The sequence below is a fragment of the Staphylococcus croceilyticus genome, from assembly GCF_002902575.1.
Lineage (GTDB): Bacteria > Bacillota > Bacilli > Staphylococcales > Staphylococcaceae > Staphylococcus > Staphylococcus croceilyticus.
The window spans coordinates 1-21,086 of sequence record NZ_PPRD01000005.1 but is presented as its reverse complement, the minus strand read 5'-3'; the positions used below and the strand labels follow the sequence as shown (position 1 = coordinate 21,086).

At 31.3% G+C, this 21,086-nt stretch carries 20 protein-coding genes; 3 read left to right on the top strand and 17 right to left on the bottom strand.

From position 1 onward, the window contains the following. The first annotated feature begins 32 nt into the window (after positions 1–32). Positions 33–1,001, top strand: coding sequence for a peptidylprolyl isomerase PrsA (gene prsA, locus CD128_RS00750; RefSeq protein WP_103328198.1), 969 nt, complete (start codon positions 33–35; stop codon positions 999–1,001). Positions 1,002–1,089: 88 nt separating this feature from the next. On the opposite strand, the gene yhaM is transcribed toward prsA, so the two are convergent. From yhaM to CD128_RS00710, 8 genes are all read right to left on the bottom strand, one after another. After that, a complete protein-coding gene (yhaM, locus tag CD128_RS00745) occupies positions 1,090–2,031 on the bottom strand; it encodes a 3'-5' exoribonuclease YhaM (RefSeq protein WP_103328197.1) in 942 nt (313 codons plus the stop codon). Further along, complete coding sequence (locus CD128_RS00740; protein WP_103328196.1) at positions 2,028–4,964, bottom strand: ATP-binding protein; 2,937 nt, start codon at positions 4,962–4,964, stop codon at positions 2,028–2,030. The genes yhaM and CD128_RS00740 overlap by 4 nt, the downstream gene beginning before the upstream one ends. Beyond that, complete coding sequence (locus CD128_RS00735) at positions 4,954–6,150, bottom strand: metallophosphoesterase family protein (protein ID WP_103328195.1); 1,197 nt, start codon at positions 6,148–6,150, stop codon at positions 4,954–4,956. Before CD128_RS00735 ends, CD128_RS00740 begins: the two co-directional genes overlap by 11 nt. A gap of 206 nt (positions 6,151–6,356) precedes the next feature. Continuing rightward, positions 6,357–6,701, bottom strand: a complete 345-nt coding sequence (locus tag CD128_RS00730) for a YlbF/YmcA family competence regulator (RefSeq protein ID WP_103328194.1) — start codon at positions 6,699–6,701, stop codon at positions 6,357–6,359. Between the two features lie 69 nt (positions 6,702–6,770). Continuing rightward, positions 6,771–7,901 (bottom strand): DUF445 domain-containing protein, encoded by a 1,131-nt coding sequence (locus tag CD128_RS00725; protein WP_103328193.1) that lies wholly within the window; start codon positions 7,899–7,901, stop codon positions 6,771–6,773. A 247-nt stretch (positions 7,902–8,148) separates the two neighbouring features. After that, positions 8,149–8,613, bottom strand: a complete 465-nt coding sequence (xdrA, locus tag CD128_RS00720) for an XRE family transcriptional regulator XdrA (protein ID WP_103298845.1) — start codon at positions 8,611–8,613, stop codon at positions 8,149–8,151. 276 nt (positions 8,614–8,889) lie between these two features. Next, a complete protein-coding gene (locus tag CD128_RS00715) occupies positions 8,890–9,513 on the bottom strand; it encodes a response regulator (protein ID WP_103328192.1) in 624 nt (207 codons plus the stop codon). A gap of 17 nt (positions 9,514–9,530) precedes the next feature. Continuing rightward, a complete protein-coding gene (locus tag CD128_RS00710; protein ID WP_103328191.1) occupies positions 9,531–10,646 on the bottom strand; it encodes a GAF domain-containing sensor histidine kinase in 1,116 nt (371 codons plus the stop codon). 210 nt (positions 10,647–10,856) lie between these two features. On the opposite strand from CD128_RS00710, the gene CD128_RS00705 reads away from it, so the two are divergent. Continuing rightward, positions 10,857–11,681, top strand: coding sequence for an RluA family pseudouridine synthase (locus CD128_RS00705; protein ID WP_103328190.1), 825 nt, complete (start codon positions 10,857–10,859; stop codon positions 11,679–11,681). A 58-nt stretch (positions 11,682–11,739) separates the two neighbouring features. Here the strand turns inward: CD128_RS00705 and fumC are convergent, their stop codons facing one another. The 9 genes from fumC to CD128_RS00660 form a co-directional block, all read right to left on the bottom strand. After that, a complete protein-coding gene (gene fumC, locus CD128_RS00700; RefSeq protein WP_103328189.1) occupies positions 11,740–13,125 on the bottom strand; it encodes a class II fumarate hydratase in 1,386 nt (461 codons plus the stop codon). Between the two features lie 152 nt (positions 13,126–13,277). After that, on the bottom strand, positions 13,278–13,670 hold the full coding sequence (locus CD128_RS00695) for a hypothetical protein (protein ID WP_103328188.1): 393 nt from the start codon (positions 13,668–13,670) through the stop codon (positions 13,278–13,280). 182 nt (positions 13,671–13,852) lie between these two features. Then, entirely contained in the window at positions 13,853–14,029 is a 177-nt protein-coding gene (locus tag CD128_RS00690; RefSeq protein WP_167797488.1) for an SAS053 family DNA gyrase inhibitor, read from the bottom strand. A gap of 19 nt (positions 14,030–14,048) precedes the next feature. Beyond that, positions 14,049–14,648, bottom strand: coding sequence for a 6-phosphogluconolactonase (locus CD128_RS00685; RefSeq protein ID WP_103328186.1), 600 nt, complete (start codon positions 14,646–14,648; stop codon positions 14,049–14,051). Positions 14,649–14,828: 180 nt separating this feature from the next. Then, positions 14,829–15,299, bottom strand: coding sequence for a tRNA (uridine(34)/cytosine(34)/5-carboxymethylaminomethyluridine(34)-2'-O)-methyltransferase TrmL (gene trmL / locus CD128_RS00680; RefSeq protein ID WP_103328185.1), 471 nt, complete (start codon positions 15,297–15,299; stop codon positions 14,829–14,831). Next, positions 15,300–16,427: a tRNA epoxyqueuosine(34) reductase QueG gene (gene queG / locus CD128_RS00675; RefSeq protein ID WP_103328184.1), complete on the bottom strand. Its 1,128-nt coding sequence runs from the start codon at positions 16,425–16,427 to the stop codon at positions 15,300–15,302. Positions 16,428–16,587: 160 nt separating this feature from the next. Beyond that, complete coding sequence (locus CD128_RS00670) at positions 16,588–17,310, bottom strand: amino acid ABC transporter ATP-binding protein (protein WP_103328183.1); 723 nt, start codon at positions 17,308–17,310, stop codon at positions 16,588–16,590. Then, the gene (locus CD128_RS00665; protein ID WP_103328182.1) at positions 17,303–18,757 is read right to left on the bottom strand and encodes an ABC transporter substrate-binding protein/permease; all 1,455 of its coding nucleotides are present in this window, start codon (positions 18,755–18,757) and stop codon (positions 17,303–17,305) included. Before CD128_RS00665 ends, CD128_RS00670 begins: the two co-directional genes overlap by 8 nt. A gap of 118 nt (positions 18,758–18,875) precedes the next feature. After that, the gene (locus CD128_RS00660; RefSeq protein ID WP_103328181.1) at positions 18,876–19,934 is read right to left on the bottom strand and encodes a PTS transporter subunit IIC; all 1,059 of its coding nucleotides are present in this window, start codon (positions 19,932–19,934) and stop codon (positions 18,876–18,878) included. Between the two features lie 267 nt (positions 19,935–20,201). On the opposite strand from CD128_RS00660, the gene CD128_RS00655 reads away from it, so the two are divergent. Further along, positions 20,202–20,921: a hypothetical protein gene (locus CD128_RS00655; protein WP_103328180.1), complete on the top strand. Its 720-nt coding sequence runs from the start codon at positions 20,202–20,204 to the stop codon at positions 20,919–20,921. The last annotated feature ends 165 nt before the right edge of the window (positions 20,922–21,086 follow it).

The following is a 21,086-nucleotide window of genomic DNA, read 5'->3' as shown; positions in this document are numbered from 1 at the left end:
CGTTGTTATTAATGTAAAAGGAGCTATCAACTATGAAAATTATGAATAAATTAATTGTTCCGGTAACAGCAAGTGCCCTGCTTTTAGGTGCTTGTGGTAATCATGCCACTGATTCGGAAAGTAACACACTTATTTCTTCAAAAGCTGGAGATGTTAAAGTTAAAGATGTATTGAACAAAATTGGCGATGATCAAATCGCAAGTACCTCATTTAGCATTGCATTAAATAAAATTTTAGCTGATAAATATAAAGATAAAGTTGATACTAAAGATATTGACAATGATATTAAAAAAGAAGAAAAACAATATGGTGGTAAAGACCAATTTGAAAGTATGCTTAAACAACAAGGTATGACTTTAGATGATTATAAAGAACAGAAAAAACTAGCAGCTTATCAAAAACAATTATTAACTGACAAAATTAATGTATCTGATAAAGAAATAAAAGATGACACTAAAAAAGCTTCACATATTTTAATTAAAGTTAAATCAAGTGACAGCGATAAAGAAGGCTTAAGCGATAAGAAAGCTAAAGCGAAAGCTGAAGAAATCCAAAAAGAAGTTGAAAAAAATCCAAGCAAATTTGGAGAAATCGCTAAAAAAGAATCAATGGATTCATCTAGTGCTAAAAAAGATGGTTCATTAGGTTATGTAGTTAAAGGCCAAATGGTAAGTAGCTTTGAAAAAGCCTTATTCAAACTTAAAGAAGGCCAAGTATCTGACGTTGTAAAAACAGATTATGGTTACCATATTATTAAAGCCGATAAAGAAGACGACTTCAACAAAGAAAAATCTAGCCTAAAAACTAAGATTATTGAACAAAAAGTTCAAAAAAATCCTAAATTATTAACTAATGCTTATAAAGACTTACTTAAAGAATACAACGTTGACTACAAAGACAGAGATATTAAAAAAGCTGTTGAAAACACAATTTTAAATCCTGATAAATTAAAACAGCAACAGTCTCAACAAGATAGCTCATCTGCTGGCTTATCTTCATAATTTTCAAAACTAAAAAGTTATTAAAAAGCGATAATTGAAACTAATCGAAGTTTCAATTATCGCTTTTGTTGTATCAAGATATTATATTTTAATCTAATTTCTCTGGGTTGTAGAATTGACGATTTTCCATACCAAAGATACGTTCAGTAAATTGCCCTTTTTCTGTTTTCTTGAAGGCTTTTTCAAACATATTCATCTTAGCATCAATATTATCGATGAAGAATAAAATTTCGGCTTCTTTTAAATGTGGTAATTTGGGAGAACCGAATTCCATTTTACCATGGTGCGCTAAAATCATATGACGTAATAGCATGACTTCTTCACCCTCGATACCAAGTTCTTTAGCAGCATCGGCTACTTCGTCACTTGCGATTGAAATGTGACCAAGTAAATTACCTTCAACTGTATACGTAGTCGCTACAGGACCGCTGAGTTCTCTCACTTTACCTAAATCATGTAAGATAATAGAACTATATAGCAAGCTACGGTTTAATAGAGGATAAATATCACATAATGATTTTGCGATTCGCAACATTGTTAAAACATGATAACTTAAACCACTCGCAAAATTATGATGATGTGAACTTGCTGCAGGATAAGTGAAAAATTTTTCTTGATATTTTTTTAATAAATGACGTGTTATACGTTGTAAATTTGCATTTTCAATATCTAAAATATAATGTGAAATTTCTTCTTGTAATTCAGCCGGTGTCAAAGGTGCACCATCAATAAAATCTTGCGTTTTGAACCCTTCTTCAGGTTTAGCCAATCGAATTTGATTGATTTTCATTTGTTTGCGACCTCGGTAATTAATAACATCACCTTTAACCCAAACAATTTCTTCCGGTTTTAAAATTTTCATTTCTTCTTTTGTAACCGTCCATAATTTTGATTCTATATCGCCACTTTTATCTTGGAGGAAAAGCGTCATGTAGTCTTTTCCTTGAGCAGTAACACCTTGGGTTGCTCTATGAATCATGAAGAAATTCTCAACTGAATCTCCTGGATTTAATTTCTCTACGTTTCTCATCGTTTACCGCCTTCCTCTATTTTATTTAATATCAGCATTTCTTTAGAAGGAATCGTAGTATCTTTTGTGCATGTAAAGTAAAGCACTTGATAATCATATGCTAACTCTCTTAAATAGTTTAACATCATTGATTTTCTTTGTTTATCAAAATGTACAAACGCATCATCAATTATGATTGGGAATGGATAATATGGACGTAATACTTTAATTAAACTGATTCTTAACGCTATATATAATAATTCTTTCGTTGATTGACTTAACTCTAATGGATGATACATCTGTCCATTATGATGTTTGACCATGATTGAATCATTTTCATAAGTAATCAAATTATAATTATCATTTGTTAAAGATTTAAAGATATTAATTGCTTCATTTATCACTTGTGGTAAGCGTTTATCTTTAATTTGTTTAATGTGTTCATTTACTAACGCTTCTAAATAGCTTAAACTCGCCCAATCTTTAGCAATATCATTCATTCTATTTTTTAAGCTATGATAGTTATGGCGTAATTGCGATAATGTCTTGTCTGTCTCCATTTGATTAATTTGCGCAGTCAATTCGCTTACTTCCATTTGTTTCTCTAAATACTGATCATTATAATCATCTACTTGTTGCGCTAATAATTGGTCTTCATCTTCCACTTGAACCGTTGTTTTACTACTTAAATTAGAGCTATCTTCATAAGAGAAGTGATGATTTTCTAAATAAGTTGTTAAATCATTAAAGCGCACTAAGTTTTGTTGATACTGTTGGTATTGCTCATAATGTTGATAATAATCTGTTTCATTGTTTACGTTAATAAATTCAAACAATTTTTGAATTGTTTCTTCGTTTTCAGTTAATCTTAGTTTTAATTGCTTTATTTCATTGCCTAATAACTGAAGTTGATTTTGCAATTGATTTTTCTTTTCTTTATTTACTTCATATGTAGAGATCCATTTTTTCATATCATTAAATAAAGAAACTTTGTTGAAGTGCGTCAATTCATGAGCAACTTGATTTTGAGCTTTTTCATAGAATAAAGTCAGCTTTTGATTTAATTTATCTCGCTGCTGAATTAAGTTTTTCAAATGACTATCATTAGCCTTCAATTGATTCATTGTAGTGAAACTACTTATCAATAACTCATCGGTCATTTTTTCAGGTAATTTTATGTCTGACTTAACTTCTTGTAAATTGCTAGATATCTCATTCAATTCTTTGTTTGTATTATCTAATAAATTTTGTTGATGTGCCGATTTATTAATTAAGATATTTTTACTTTTACTAGCATTATTCCAACGTTCTCGAAGATGATATTGTTGATCTAAATCAAAGTTTAAATCGTATTTTTCTTCTAATTCTTTAATTTGTTGTTCTAAATTATTAATTTCATCACTAAACGTTTCGCTATAATCCACATCTTTTGATTTTGTCATGAAAATGCCTACGACAAATAATATTGTAAGAATAGTAAATATTATTCCAAATACCATATTTGCTGTAGCAAATGAAAAGATTGTTAAACCTAATCCAACTAAACTTAAAATAATAAAGCTAGCTCTTAACCACCAGTTACGTTTATTTTTTCTTTCTTTTTCTTGTTCAAATGTTTCTTTTAATTTATTGTATAAGCTTTCTTTTTCTTGAAGTTCTAATTTTTGTTGATTATATTCCTTTTTCTTTTCAAGCGACGTTTCAGAAACTAAATCTTTTTCAAGCGATGTAATCTCTTTAGCAATCGCTTGTTGTTCGATTTTTATTTCATCAATGATTCTTTCAATTTGTTGTTTCTGACTTTCTTGTTCGTTACGTTCTTTAATCTTTTGGCTCACATAATTTTTCATTGCTTCAGACGTATCTGTTTCATGATACACATCTTGCCAGCCTAAATTTGTTTTTAATGTTTGTTGTTCTCTATGAGTGGCATCGATTTCTTTATTAAGTGATGCAACCTCTACTTCAGTTTTTTGAATATCATTTTCTTCTTGAGATAAACGATAGAAGTTCTTAACCGCTTCTTCAGAAGGAAGTTCTATCTCATTAAAGTCTCTTTCAACTTTCTTTAATCTTTCTTCTTGTATACTGATATCTTTTTCTAAAGATTGCTTATAACGGGCAGCCGTTTCATATCGTTCAATCCCTTTTTCAGGAAATTTAAGTGGTTCGATATTTAGCTTTTGTTCTAAGCTTTTCCACTCTTGAGCTTGAGGGTGAATTGCGAGCTCTTTTTGCTTACTTTCGTGCATTTTAGAAAGTTGAGTTAAATTATCTTTCAAATGCGATAAATGACGCTGAGATTTATCTCTGTCATCTATTAAACGATGATACTCATCTAACTTCGCTTCTTCAGTTCTAATTTGCATTTCTAACTGTTTTAAATCTTCAATTTGTTTATTTAAAATTGGATTTTTCCCAGCTTTTTTATAAAGCGTTGCTTTCTTTTGCGCAATCATATTTCCCATTGAAGTAAATTCAGACGAGCCTAGTGCCCCTGCTTCTAAAAGATAATTTTGTAATTGCTTTTCATCCATATTTCGATGAATATCTTGTAAACCTAAAACATTAAAAGAAAAAATACCTTGATATGTTTTTTTAGAGATATAATTTAATTTCTTTTTTAACCATGCTTCATCACGGATAAGCCCATTTTCAAGATAAACTTTAACGTCCCCTTGTGCACTTCCTTTGATACGTTCGACGACAACTTCAGATTTATCATCAAAGATGAGTGTAAGTTTCCCACCATATTGATTTCCCATGCGAGGTTCTAAACGTGGTTCTTTTTCTTTCTTAGTTGGAAATCCAAATAATATTGAATGGATAAAGGCTTGAATAGTCGATTTACCTGCTTCATTCTCGCCATAAATTTCAGTAAATGCGTCGTTAAAGGTAATCTTTCGTTCTACGAATTTACCATAACCATATATCTCAAGTGATTTAATGATCATTGTTGTCACCTCGCATGTCTTCTTTTAATAATTTCTCAGCTCGATCAACTAACTCAACTTTATTGAACGTAGTATAATCTTCTAAATATTTGGAAGCTCTTGGATTTAAATATAGTTCTGTCATTGCTTCTTCAAACAATTTAGTATCCTCAATTAAGTCTTTTGAGAATTCTCGCACAAGTGGCGCATCTTCATTTTGAATATAATTAAATATTAAATCTTCAATGACTATAAAGTGGTTTTCATTTTCTTCATACTCATCAATCATTGCTTTGATTTGGCTAATATCTTGAGATGATATCGCCTTTTCACTATCTATATTTAAAGTAAGTCTATAGAATGCTTTTCCTTGTGAACGCACACTATCTTTAAAATTTTGTACTACTTCATAGATACCTTGTTTATTCGTTTTATCTGTCTCAATTGTAGCTGTATCGAAACGAATAGATTGGGTAGGGATAAATTCTGTTGTCAGTTTTAGACTATCCCCTTCTACAAGTAAGCAACCTTTTTCGCCTTGCTCACCAAAATGTCGACCTTGAATATTGCCTGAATAATGAATTGGTGGCATGTCGCTTAATTCTTGACGTTCATGGATATGACCCAATGCCCAATAATGATAAAGTTTACTTTTTAAATCTTCTAATATAAATTCTGTGTAGCGATCTTTAGTACTTGATTTACTATATGTACCATGAAGCATACCAATATGAATGCCGTTAGCACCTTGGCTAGAAGGATATTCATCGATTTTATTCTCATAACTTGCATTATTTTGATAACTAAAGCCATGTATATTAATCGTTTCGCCTTCTTTAGTTATTGCTTGATATGTTTCAACTCTATTTGAAAAGACAGATACATTGTCAGGCCAGTCATCAGTAATTCTTTCAGTTAACGGGTCATGATTCCCATGCACTATATATACAAAGATTTGTTCTTTTTCTAAACGTTTAAATTGTTCTTTTAAAAACACTTCAGCACGCAACGTGCGATTCTCGTTATCGAATAAGTCTCCTACAATAAGTAGGAAATCTACTTCTTCTTTTAGAGCAATATCTACGATTTTTTTAAAACTTTCATAAGCACTATTTTGCACATCTTCGAAAATTTTTGGCGCTAAATGGCTTTTAGATTTGAAAGGACTATCAAGGTGCAAATCCGCACAGTGAATAAATTTAATCATCAGTTTAGGCTCCTTAGTATTAGGATTAGATGTCTCTATTATGTATTTATATATTTTATCATATCTTATTTATTTGGGTCGATGAACATGACATATTAAAAAAAGCTACAAGACTTTCTTCAACTAGAAAGTTTTGTAGCTTTAGACTGAAGATTACTCTATCAGTATTTGTATAAAATTTCATTATCTAAAACCTAGACTATTAATTAGTCAGCATAGATTTCATCTAAAGGTTTTACAATGATTTGGTTGATTTCTTGGAATACTTGGCTCATTTTTTGCTCAGCTTGCATTAATTCAGAAATATTTTCGTCTTTTTCAATTGCTTGAGCTTGTTCTTGAGCTTTTGCTAAATCTTCTTCAGGAATTTCTTCCCCTTGCATTTGTTTTTGTTGGAAGTTTAATTGAGTTTCACGGAACTCATCGAATAATTTTTTAGATTCTTCATTGTTTTTAACTTTAGAGAAAGCATCTTTAATTGCTTTGTATTCATCGCTATCTCTTAAAGCTTGTTCTAAATTATTTGCGTAATCATATAAATTTACTGCCATGTCTATATTGCACTCCTTCGTGTAATGATGTTTTGACAACTCTTTATTACCATAACATATTATGGTTCGTTAGACAAAGATTGCGACTAGACCTTGGAAGAAACCAATAATTCCTCCTAAAATAAAGCCTAATGACATAATTAATTTAAGTTCTTTATTAGCGATTTCAATAATTAAACGTTCAATATAATCTAAATCAAATGTGTTAATCTGATCCTCTACTAATTTACGTAAATTAATTTTTTCCATAATTGTTGAAACATGTTTTGAAGCTTGATCCACAATTAAATTTGTAATTTTATTAGCAACCTCTGCTTCTAAATAATTAATGAACTGAGGTGCCAATTCGCTAAATGGCGTATTAACTTTGTCATTTAAGTTTAAATAAGATGTTAGCCATTGTGTTGTAGACTCTGATATTTTTGAAAATTGTTCTTCTTTAACAACTTGTCCTAAAGATTGGTTCTTTAACGTTTCATATTCATTATGAATGACTTGATCGATAATACCTTTTGCCTTCGGATGACTTGTTAAACGGATTAATTCATGTTGAATTCGGTCGGCAATACTCTCTTTAGTCATAAACATTTGTAACAGCCCAACGATTTTTCCCTTTTCAGCAAAAAATGTATCTAACATATCGTAAATATCGCGAGCGCCTTTATCTGAAGCTAAATAGATACGTGCTCTTTCACATAGCAAATCGCCAACGTTATCCATCTTATCATCAATCATTGAAATAGCTTCTTCAGGTAAAATGTCTGCGATAGGCACATGGCGATGTTCTTGATAATACTGATTCATTTTATTAGAGATTGTGTCGTCTAATTTATCATTAATTAAGTGATCGATATCAATATCAAAGCTATGCGCAAAGTTTCGAACCGTTGCATCATCACGTCTAAGTTTAGCTATTTGCTCTATCACAAACTCATTAATCGTTGCTCTTGTATTCGGTTCGTTTAATTTATCATGAATAACGGACTCAGTAATAAGATGTTCTTCGATGACTTGACCAATTTTCGTCGCAATTTCATCTCTACGTTTAGGGATAAGCCCTGGCGTAAATGGAATACGCATTTTAAAAATATAATAAGACTTATAAGGATGAAATAGCATGCGAATTGCAATTACGTTGGTTACGCCACCAATCACTGCCCCCACTACTACCATGAAAAGTATTACTAAAAAAGCTTGCATTGGTTATTCTCCTTATTGTGTTATAGCATTAAGCAAATTATATCATGCACTGTTTAAAATCTCATGATTTAAACGTTTAAGTAAGATAATAGTTAATTGCTTATAAATTTTTCTTCAATGTATTAAAAAAGACGAATTTATTGACTATACACAACAAATCCGTCTCGCGAAATTTAAATATATTATTTAATAGTGATTAAATCATTAATAGATTCTACTATCACTTTATTTAATCTCTTATGTCTTATTAGACGTGCATTAATTCTTCTTTAGCATTTCTGTTAAAGTAAGTTTCAGCTTCTCTTAATTTCGCTGTACCGAAAATTGGTTGTTTCTCAGAGTTAAGTACTCTGTAGATATTGCTTACTTTATTGCTTTGTAAGATAAAACCGTTACGTGTTTCAATTGTATTCCAATAAATATCACTTGTTGTAGAATGGTTTGGGTATGCACAGTGGTTACGTGAGATTGTTTGTACAATTTCAAGTGGGTCACAACCAAATGTATTGTTTAACACGTCAGAATCTCTGAATAATGCACAAATTGATACGCAAGTTGTCCAGTTAGGTAATACACGTTCTTTCTCAATTTGAACTAATGTTTTCTTTGAAAGGCCAATTGTTTGAGCCATAGTATCTTGCGTATAGCCCGCTTCAATTCTTACCATTTTAAATTTTGTTTGAATTAAATCTGTAAAACTCTGTCTATCCATATTTTATTCTCTACCTTTCTAATAGGGGTTATATTCTCCGGACGCAAGAAATTGCAATAATACACATTTCTTGAAACACAAATTACATCTTAATATATTTTCAATAAAATGAAAAGAGGAATTTTTGTTTTTACATACAATTTTATTAAAGGCAAAATTGTCAAAATAATTAAACTAGTTTAATAAGTCATTTATTTTTTAAAACAAATTGTTTTGTCATACTAATTTTCAATACCATAAATAACTTATTTTGAATAAATTTTTTAACTTTTCATACTAGATTAGTTTATTTTCAATTGCATAAATAGCTGCTTGCGTACGATCTGTTACCTCTAGTTTATTAAAGATATGGCTAACATGCGTTTTAATTGTTTTTTCAGAAACAAATAATGTAGATGCAATTTCTTTATTCGTTTTACCTTTGACCATTTCGCGTAAAACTTCAATTTCTCTCTTGGACAACTTATTATTAAAATGTGGTTTTTGAGACATAGAAGCCATAACATTTTTAGCTTCAGGATGAATAACCTTTTCATCATTCAATACTTGTAAAATAGTATTAATTAATTTCTGTGGCTCGACGTCTTTCATTTCATAACCATCTGCACCCTTGCTAAGCGCTGACATGACATGTTCATCATCTACGTAACTTGTTAACACGAGTATTTTTATTTCTGGATAATGTTTTTTAACGAATTCTGTTACTTCAATACCATTCATTCCTGGCATAACCAAATCTAGTAAAATAATATCTGGTAAAGCATTCTCTTTTAAATAATCTATGAAACTTTGACCATCCGCAAAACTTGCTTGAACTTCCAAGTCTTCCACTGTAGACAGTAAAAATTCTAAACCTTGTCTTACAATATGATGATCATCGATTAAAATTACCTTTGCCAAATGTTAAACCCCTTTCCCTACTTCGATAACGGAATATTAAATTTTAATTTTGTACCTTTATTCATTTCTGACTGAATATGTAATTGCCCTTTTAACATATGTATTCTTTGATTTAAGTTCTTTATACCTTGTGATTGATAACTACTCTGCGCTTTAGTATCAAAGCCAATACCTTTATCTTTAATTTCCACATATAACGTATCACGCTGTTGTTTTATAGTTACATAAATAGTGTCTGTATGCGCATGTTTTTTCGTATTATTCATTGCTTCTTGTATCATTCTATAAACATGCTCTTCTATTATATTAGATAAATCAATTAGCCCATCAATTTCTATTTCCAAATTTAAACTTAATACGTGTGCATAATTTCTTAAGGCATGTACTAAACCATGTTCGAGTCCTACTGGTTTCAATTGCCATATTAACGACCGCATTTCATTCACAGCATTTTGGCTCGTTTCTTCAATAGTTTTAAGTGCTCGCTTTGCTATGTCATCCGACGTAATATCGTGCGCAGCATGAGCAGTTAATTTTAAAGAAAAGAGCATTTGATTCACAGAATCATGCAAATCTCTAGCTAAGCGATTACGTTCATTGATTCGAGCTGCTTCCTTCTCTTGATCGGTGAGATAAATACGCTTAATCGCTGACCCTATTTGTAATGCGACTGATTCAAGCAATTCCAAATCTTCCTCACTATACTCTGACGTATGAGGTGTCGCCACATTTAATAAGCCGTATTGTTCGTCGCCTGAACGTAGTGGCACCGTTGCGTGATGCGTAATATCATCTGTAGCTTCTCGATATGCTTGAGCAGCTATGTTAATTCTTGAACAATTTATAATGTTTGATGCTTTCGTCAATCTTTGGTTATGGTATGCTTTCACACACCAACATGAGCCTTCCGTCATATATTGACAGTTATTAGCTTGTAAAGCGCCTGGAAGATAAACGTCTGCTACTAACTCATGTTCTCCTTCATCATTGATAAAGAAGATCCATCCTGTAGTAAAATTACTGCCTTGAATTAAATATTTCAACGCACCATTCATCATACTATAGAGCTCTGTTTCTTCATTCAGATATTCCGCTATTTCTTTTAATAACGCTAAACGAGTTGGCTTTTCCATCTTATTCGCTCCAATTAAATTCATATTAGCATTATATCATTATACAGTTTGTATATATTATTTAAAATTATTAAAATAAACGCTACTTGTTGGGGATGCATTTTCAAAAAATAAATAGTTAGCAAGAATTTCAATAAGAGAGCTATCATTCGCAACGCTCAATGTAACGAAGATATGATATGATAAATGCGTACTTAATAGGAGGATTCTATGAAATTTAAAATACCTGAAACTTATAACGATTTCACTTTAAGAGAAATCTTTCAAACGTTGAAATTACCAAAAAAAGACTTACATCAACTTAATATGTCTAAAGAAATTACAATTAATGACGCGCCCGCTAAATTAATGTCTAAAGTGTCTACTGGGGACCGTGTTTATATCCCTACGCCTGAAGAGAAAAGTAATTACGTACCAAGTTATCGATATGCGCAAATTAGTTATGAGGATGATGATTTAGCGATTGTAATGAAGCCTAAAGGGGTTAAAACACATCCAAATGATTTAAAAGAGAGTAATACGTTGATGAATCATGTGATTTATACAATTGATAGTGACTATGTTGAACCTATTCATCGATTAGACCAAGAGACAGTTGGTTTACTCATTGTAGCTAAAAATCCATTAATGAAGAAGATTCTTGACCGTATGTTGGAAGATAATGAAATAACGCGAATTTATAAGGCGAATGTAAAGGCGTTACTGCCGCTTAAGCCTCAAACGATTGATATGCCGATTGGTAAAGATAAATTCCATCCAAATAAGCGTCGTATATCAAATACAGGTCAACGCGCTATCACGCATATCCTATCTTCTGAGATGATTAAAGAAGGCGTATGTCAATTAGATATTAAACTGGATACTGGTCGTACTCACCAAATTCGTGTTCATCTAGCTGAGATTGGTCATCCTGTTATCGGAGATCCACTATATGGAGATTCAACATTAAGACAATTAGAACTTAACAGTTATCAAATAGAGTTTAAACATCCACTCACTCAAGAACTCATTTCTGTTAATTTAGACGATAAATAGAATAAATATAAAAAGGGAGTACCGTTGTCTTGAACGGCACTCCTTTATTTGTATTGAATTAGTGTGGATCTACCATATCTTCAGGTTTAATCCATTCTTCAAATTGTTCTTCAGTTACATATCCAGAATCAATTGCTGATTCTTTTAATGTTAATCCTTCTTTATGTGCTTTTTTAGCAATTTGAGCTGCTTTTTCATAACCGATGTGTGGGTTTAAAGCAGTAACAAGCATTAATGATTGATTTAAGTAATTATCAATATTTTCTTCAATTGGTTCGATACCTACTGCGCAATTATCATTAAACGTTTGCATACCGTCAGCTAATAAGTAAATTGATTGTAACGTATTATGCAGAATAACTGGTTTGAATACATTTAGTTCAAAGTTACCTTGTGAGCTAGCAAAGCCAACTACACTATCGTTACCCATTACTTGTACTGCTACCATTGTTAACATTTCACATTGTGTTGGGTTTACTTTACCAGGCATGATTGATGAACCTGGTTCATTTTCAGGGATAGAGATTTCAGCAAGTCCTGCTCTAGGTCCTGAAGCTAACCATCTCACATCATTAGCAATCTTCATTAAGTCAGCCGCTAAAGCTTTTAATGTACCATGTAATTGAACCACTTCATCATGAGATGTTAAAGCGTGGAATTTATTCTCAGATGATACAAAGTCATATCCAGTATTCTCAGAGATAAATTTCGCTACTTTATCACCAAATTCAGGATGCGCGTTAATTCCTGTACCTACCGCTGTACCACCGATTGCTAAGCTTAGAATATGTTTTTTAGATTCTGATAATAATTCTTCACATTTATCTAACATATAGCGCCAACCACTGATTTCTTGGCCTAGTCTAATTGGTGTCGCATCTTGTAAATGCGTACGTCCAATTTTAATAATAGATTGGAATTTATCTTCTTTTTCTTTAAAAGTATCGCGTAAATGTTTTAAAGCAGGTTCTAATTTAGTTTCTACTTCATGATATAACGCAACGTGCATTGCTGTTGGGAATGTATCATTAGAGCTTTGAGATTTATTCACATCATCATTAGGATGTATTGTCTCATCACTACCGTGTTCTTTTAAATATTCATTAGCTACATAACTTACTACTTCGTTTACATTCATGTTACTTTGTGTGCCGCTTCCTGTTTGCCATACGACTAATGGGAAATGCTCATCTAATTCACCTTTTAAGATTAAATCACATGCGTGAACGATAGCATCTTTTTTAATGTCGCTTAATTTACCAAGCTCATGGTTAGCTAGCGCTGCACCCCTTTTCAATTGAGCAAAACCGTATACCACTTCAATTGGCATGCGCTCTTTACCTACTGGGAAGTTACGTTTACTTCTCTCAGTTTGTGCGCCCCAATATTTATCTGCTGGTACTTCAATTTCTCCAAAAGTATCATGTTCAATTCTTACTGACATCTGATGATCTCCCCTTATATGCTTATTTGACTTAAGTATAGCATTAAATAAATTCAATGAGCAATGAACAACTAAAACGGTTTCATAATGAAAAGAGAGCGGATCAAAAATTAAAATAATTTCATCGTTCCGCTCACTTAGATTTTATTAAGTTATTCAAATTTAGTTTTTACAGCTTGTACTACGGCTATAGCGCTTAAAACATATAAGATAACGCTTAGTACTAATGTAACTGGGCTTAATGTAATTAATACGCCTAAAAAGCCTGTTAAGGCTTGATAAAAATCATTTAATGTATACATTAAAATTGCAGTCACAAGTATACAACATATTACACTTATGATTACGCCTGTCTGATTACTTTTAATAAAAGGTTTTGCAGTAACATCATCAATTAACCCTTCAGATAAATTTAATTGTAATTGTACAATTTTAAATAAAATAGGCATATATAATGCTCCTAAAGCTATAGGAAATCCTTTTATTGATAATAGACTCACGATAATCGTTGCAATCGTAATGTGTAGCCAATATTTATGCAACATCGATATTGCTCCTCATCTGTTTATTAATTTATATTTTATCATAGATAATGTGTAGCTTCTGTGCAAATTAAAAAAGCGAGCCAGAAATCACTTTAAATTAAAATGATTTCTTTGACCCGCTTCAAGTTACTTTACTTTATTTATAATGTACCTTTAGAGATATGCCACTTTTTAACTTACGATTAATCTATATCAGAGCGAACATCTGTATCATGTGATTGATTAAGTTTTTCTTCATCATTTTTCTCAGAAATTTGCTCCATTTCTTTGCCTAATTCTTTTAAATCATCTAAGTCTTGAACCATTGCATTCTCTTCTTCATGATAATTTAATTCTGTTTCTTTTTTATCAGACATCATTTAAACCTCACTTATGAATTTATGCAAAATGAGCAGTAAAGTATTCTTTAACGTCTTCAGGTAAACCTTCTGCAGCAGCTCTATCTAATACTACTGTTACCATACGGTGTACTTTTAAGTCTGCTGGTTCGAAGTTTGATTTACCATTTTCTTCATATAATTTTTTGACAAACTCGCGTTTATGTCCGCCAGTGATAACTAATACTACTTCACGTGCTTTCATTAAGCCTTGTCTTATATTTACATTTAAGCTACCCTTTTCATCAATAGAAGTAACTTGTAAAATTAGCTTGCCTTTATTTTCTTTAGTTTTAATTTTGTCGTCGATAAGAGACGCTGCATCATCATCTAAATCAATAGGATAAATTTGACTAGATGGCACGCCTAACGCTTCATAATAAGAACGATTTTCATCATAATCCAAAATGTTGATTTGACTAAAATCTACTGGATTACGATCTACATCTTTTTTTAATTCATCTAATACTGGTGCAGTTTCTCTATCTAAATGTAGGCCTGCAATAGTTGTAGGATTGTTGTTAAATTGTTTTCTAATGATGTCCGCTGTGAATTGTGCTACTTGGTCAACATCATTAAATACTTTAAAGTTCATTGCCATTGTTATTACACTCCTCTTGAATCTCATTTGTCTTAAAATAACAGTATTATATAATGAAATACCCTTATGACAAGTGAATCAAACTAATTTAAAATGTTATAATAATTCACTAATAAATATAACATTTTTTATTGTATAAATGCATTTAATTAAGAATGAGTTTATCGTTTTAATTTTTAATTATGATAAGCCTGGGAAGTTCTGTTGGCGTAACGCTTCATAAATTAATAAAGCTGCAGTATTGGATAAGTTTAATGAACGAATATTTTCACTCATTGGAATTCTTAAGGCTGTATCTGCATATTTTTCTTTAACCCAATCAGGTAAGCCTGTCGTTTCTCTTCCGAAAACAAAAAATAAATCTGTGTCAGGTTTATTAAAATTAAAATCACTATAGGTTTGTTTACCAAATTTTGTTAAAAGGTAATATTCTCCTTCAGTCGCTTCAAAGAAGTCTTCAATGCTTTCGTGATATGTTATATTTACATGTTCCCAATAATCTAATCCAGCGCGTTTTAACATTTTATCATCTGTACTAAATCCTAAAGGTTTAATTAGATGTAGATTTGTATTTGTACCGGCACAAGTACGTGCTATATTTCCTGTATTTGCAGGTATTTCAGGTTGAAATAATACGATATGATTTGTCATTTATTGTTTCCTCATTTCTAGTCCTTTTAACATTTCAACTTGAACCTCTTCTAGTTCATCATCGTAATGTTCTTGTATAAATTCACGAGCCGCTTCACCAAGAATTTGTCCAATTGCCCAATAAGCGGTCCCTCTGATCATAGGTCTTGGATCATTCATAGCAACTTCTTTTAATTCTGGTATAGCAGTTTCTTCACCAAAGTGAGCCAAAGCTATTATAGCATTTCTTTGGATAGGTTTTTTCCCTCTCCAAGCGCCTGCTAGGTGCCCATAAGTATTTTTAAATTCCTTATTACTCATTTGTAATAAAGGCACTAAACGCGGTTTTAATATTTCTGGTTCTAAAACAATATCGTCGTGCGTAGTATTGATACCTCTATTTTTCGGACAAACTTGTTGGCAAGTATCGCAGCCATACAAACGATTACCAATTTTATAGCGATATTCATCTTGTAAATATCCCTTAGTTTGTGTAAGAAAGCTAATACATTTTTGCGCGTTTAATTGTCCATTGCCTACTAATGCCCCTGTCGGACAGCGGTCCACACAAATCGTGCAATCACCACAACTATCTAATACTGGATCATCAGGTTCAAATGGAATACTTACTAACATTTCTCCTAAATAGGTCCATGTACCTAAATCAGGATTAATAATAAACCCGTTACGGCCAGCAAAGCCTAATCCAGCACGCTCCGCTACTGCTCTATCTGAAAGCACGCCCGTGTCCACCATACTTTTAATCTCTACATCTGGCACTTTTGATGTTATAAACTCAGCTAATTTATCTAAACGTTTTCTCATAATTGTATGATAATCTTGACCCCATGAAGCACGCGCAAACATTCCTCTTCTGTCTCCTCTTACGCTTTTGGGAGCACCTTTTAACTTATTAGGGTAACCGACCGCAATAGCTATAATTGAGCGCGCAGTTGGCAAACTCAATTTAGGTTCCGTACGTAAAGCGATGTCAGATTCTTCAAAGCCAGAAGCATAGCCTTTTGAATGATAATCCTCTAATTTTTGTTTTAGTTCATCAAATGGATCTGCAGTTGTAAAACCAATGCTATCAATTCCAATAGTATAAGCATAGTCAATAATATCTCTTTTTAGCTGCTTATAATCCACTAAATCTTCCTCCTATAAAAAATATCCATAGGACATTGTAACACAAAGGGATATTCAAAGATGCATGATTTATCTCAATAAAAAAAGAGTGGAACAGAAATCATTGAGATTTATTTGTTCCCACTCTATTTTTTAATTATTTTTAAAAAGTTCTGCCAATTTATAACACTCTAGCGAGGAAGTTCTGAGTTCTTTCATGTTTAGGGTTATTAAAGATGTTTTGAGGCGTATCACTTTCTACAACATAGCCGTCTGCCATAAATATAACTTTGTCACTTACATCTTTAGCAAAGCCCATCTCATGTGTCACAACTACCATCGTCATTCCTTCTTTAGCAAGTTCTTTCATTACTTTAAGCACTTCGTAAACGACTTCTGGATCAAGTGCTGAAGTTGGTTCATCAAATAATATTACGTCCGGGTGCATTGCTAATGCTCTTGCTATTGCTACCCTTTGCTTTTGTCCTCCAGATAATTGCGCAGGATATACGTCCGCTTTTTCTTCTAAACCAACTTTTTTAAGTAGCGCTTTCCCTTCTTTTTTCAAATTTTCCATATCATTCTTTTTAAGTAACTTAGGCGCAAGTATCACATTCTCCAATACCGTTTTATGTGGAAACAAATTGAAATTTTGAAAAACCATGCCCATTTTCTGACGTAAGGTATCTAATTTCGTACTTTTTTGCGTTAATTCATTTCCTTCAAAAATCACCTTCCCGTTAGTTGGTGTTTCTAGTAAATTCATACATCTTAATAAAGTACTTTTACCGCTTCCTGAAGGCCCTATAATAGCGACTACTTCACCTTTATTTATTTCTAAATTAATGTCTTTTAATACTTCATTTTTTCCAAAAGATTTATTTAAATTTTGAACTTTAATCACTGGCTTTCATTCTCCCTTCAATTAAACTCATTATTCTTGATAAAGAGAAAGTTAAAACAAAATACATAATTGCTGCGATAATTAATGGTGTAAATGGATCGAATGAAATACCTTGAATAACTTGGGCGTTAAACATAATTTCACTTACACCAATAGTTGAAACAATTGAAGATTCTTTAATTAACGTTACAAACTCATTACCTAACGCTGGTAAAATATTCTTTACTGCTTGAGGTAAAACAATATGGAACATCGTTTTAGAATAGCTCAATCCTAAACATTGTGCTGCTTCAGTTTGTCCTTTATCTACAGCATTTATACCAGCTCTGAAAATTTCAGCAATATAGGCTGATGAATTAATAACTAACGCGATGGTTCCACATATTAATGCTGAAACATCTAACCCTAACGCAGCTGTAGTACCAAAGAATACTAAGAAGACTTGAACAAGCATTGGCGTACCTCTAAGAAATTCAATGTATACAGAAGCTATCCATGATAATAATTTAAATTTACTTAATTTAGCTAAAGCTATTAAAGCACCAATAATGGCCCCAAAGACAACTCCAATCAATGAAATGAAAATTGTATTTTTTATCCCTTTAATAAAGAACGCACCATATTTACTGAAGAAATTCCCATCATCTTGCATTGCTTTTGCTGCTTTATCCATATATTGATCAATCAAATTTTTATCTTTAACTTCTTTAATGGTTTTATTGATATGTGCTAATAAAAGCGGTGAATTTTTAGGAACTGCAATCACTGTTTCTTTTTTAGCTTCATTAAAATCAGCATTATCAATTACTAAATCTTCATTTTGTTTGGCATAGGCTTCAGCTACTGGTTTTTCAACAACTAAACCTTCAACTTTTTTACTTTTTAAAGCTAAAATAGCATCCGGCAAACGATTTAACAGACTTAAATCAACATTCTCTATTTCTTGTTGTGCTATCTTTTCTTGTTCAGTACCTTTTTGAGCTGCTACTTTTTTATTAGCAAAATCTTTTAATGAATTGTATGTATCTTTATCATTTTTTCTAATTAATATAACATTACTGGATTCCATATAAGAGTCAGAGAAGTCTACTTCTTTTTTTCTTTCAGGCGTTGGTGTCATACCAGAAATAATGATGTCTATTTTTCCAGTTTTTAAAGCACCTAATAAACTATCAAATTGCATATTCACAATTTTTAATTTTAGATGATTATCATCAGCTATTTTTTTAGCTAACTCAATATCAATACCTGCATAAACACTTTTTCCATTAACTGTTTTTTCGAATTCTAGTGGCGCATAATCAGCTGATAAACCCACTTTTAATTCTCCACTTTGCTTAATTTTTTCCCACTTCGCATCTTCATCAGCGTGAGCCATTGGTTCTATGTATATAAAGGTCATACTAATTAAGATTGCTATGATCATTAATTTCGATAGATATTTCATAGGCAACCTCCTTTTTAATGTAAATTATTATACATATAACCGAATTATTATGCAATTACTTTTTTTAAAAATAAAGCATTTACCTCGTAAAATTGAGATAAATGCTTTATTAATATAGTTATTGTTTAGGAATTTCAAAACGATAAATACTATCTGTATAAGATGGTATAAGTTTTTTGCATATTTCATGTATAATAAATGCACTTACAAAAGGAATAATGAGATATCCAAAGGTTAGTAGAATAATATTCATTGTAACGTTACCAGGCATACGATTTAACGCATTTATTGGTCCTACTAGCCCAGTGTAGCCAAATCCTGCTGACAATGGCGTTCCTTTGATACCAATTACATATGCAAGAATACCTGCAATAATACCATTTAAAGCTAAAGGAATAGCAATGATGAGATGTTTAAAATAAACAGGAATCATCATTTTAGCAGCACCAATAAACAGTACAACATTTACACCAAGTGAATTAACACGTAGTGATCCAAAGAAGAATGTCACACAAGCTGCTACAATACCCATATTTGCTGCTCCACTGCCTAAACCTGAAAGTCCAATTGCAGTCGCGATAGCAACTAAAGATATAGGCGTAACCATTAATAAAGAGTACGTAACACTAATTAATATCGACATTAATAATGGATTTAATTCAGTAAATGAATTAATCATATGACCAAGCGCTTTAGTAATAGTTTGTACATAAGGTAAGGTTAATAACCCTATTAAACCACTTACTACTGGAATTAATACAGGTAATATAATCATTTCTAATGAACCTAATTTACCTTGTAAAAGTAAATAAAATGCACATGCAATGATTACAACAATAATCGTATTAATAATATCGCCAATACCTTTTAACGCAATGCCATTCGCACTAAATTGTATTGCACCAGAACCTAACATTGCAGACACACCAACCATACTTGCGCCAGCCCCACTGAAACGAAATTGGTGTGCAGCTAAGATACCAATAATAAATGCCATAAATGACTGTATCACAGTCACAATTTGAAATATCACTTCTAATGTAGGATGACCATCTTTAAAAAACTTTAAAAATTCCCCTAACAGAGCATTAGGTAATAAAGCTATAACTACCCCTGCTCCAACCGCATTCAAAATATTGCTAAAAAAATATTTCATCGTCAAACGTTGTTTATTCATAGTAGCCTCCGTTTCCAAACATTAGCTTTATATTAGTACATTCTCCGTCTATAAACAATATAAATTGAAGACTTTTATTTTTTCAATATTTGATTGGTGGAATTTTTACTTACTAAACTTGTGCATTAGAATTATAATATATTTATACTATTTATTTTTTGATATAATATATTGAAATTTATTTATCAATATCATTTTCTATTTAATCTTTACGCTTAATGATTTACTTGTAATGAGTTTAAATTTTACATCCAGGAAGTGACAACTATGTTAACAAATTTATTTACTTTTTTATGGTTAATCATATCTATTTTATTTATTACTTTCATAACTATAACTTTTATTGAAGGTATAAAACAGAAAAAATATAAATCATTTTTAATAGTTTCAATTATAACTTTTATCGCTGGTCTCATATGTTTTATCTTAATGATGACTTTTTATAATATAGAGCCAAATAATTTAAAAACTGTTTCATTGAAAGACGGGTATTATGAAGTTGGTAAAGATATTGAACCAGGACACTATGAAATTAGGTCAAGAGATAATAAAGGATATATAGCTATTAAAGCAAAAACAGATGATAGATCACTTAATGAACAATTTGGAACTAATTATGGGACTAAAAACAAACCTATAGTACCTTCTGTAACTACTTATTTATTTAAGGGAGATAAAATAAGTTTAGATAATACAAACTTAACCACATTTAAACAAATCGAAAATAAAAAATTATATAAGCTATCAACTGGCATGTGGATAGTTGGTAAAGATGTTGAACCAGGTAAATATAAAGTTCATTTAACCTATTCACGTGAATATGGTGGAATTGTAAAAATTTTAACTTATAATTTCAACGATAAATCAGACTTTTTATCAGGTGAAGAAGTTGAAGATATTGGAATTAAAGAATTTGAGGTAGAATTAAAAGAAAACGAAGATTTTATTGTTCATCACATATATTCAATTACTTTAGAAAAAGAATGAACATCAAAATATCATTGTAAGGCTTAAATTAAAATATTATATTTAAATAATGGGTCCATTCGGGGCCTTTTTTATTTGGGTTCTACGCAAACATCGGTTGATAAATAAAAAAATTATTTAATTATAATTAGATTAAGCGACAAAGAGGAAATCAGACTTTTTTAG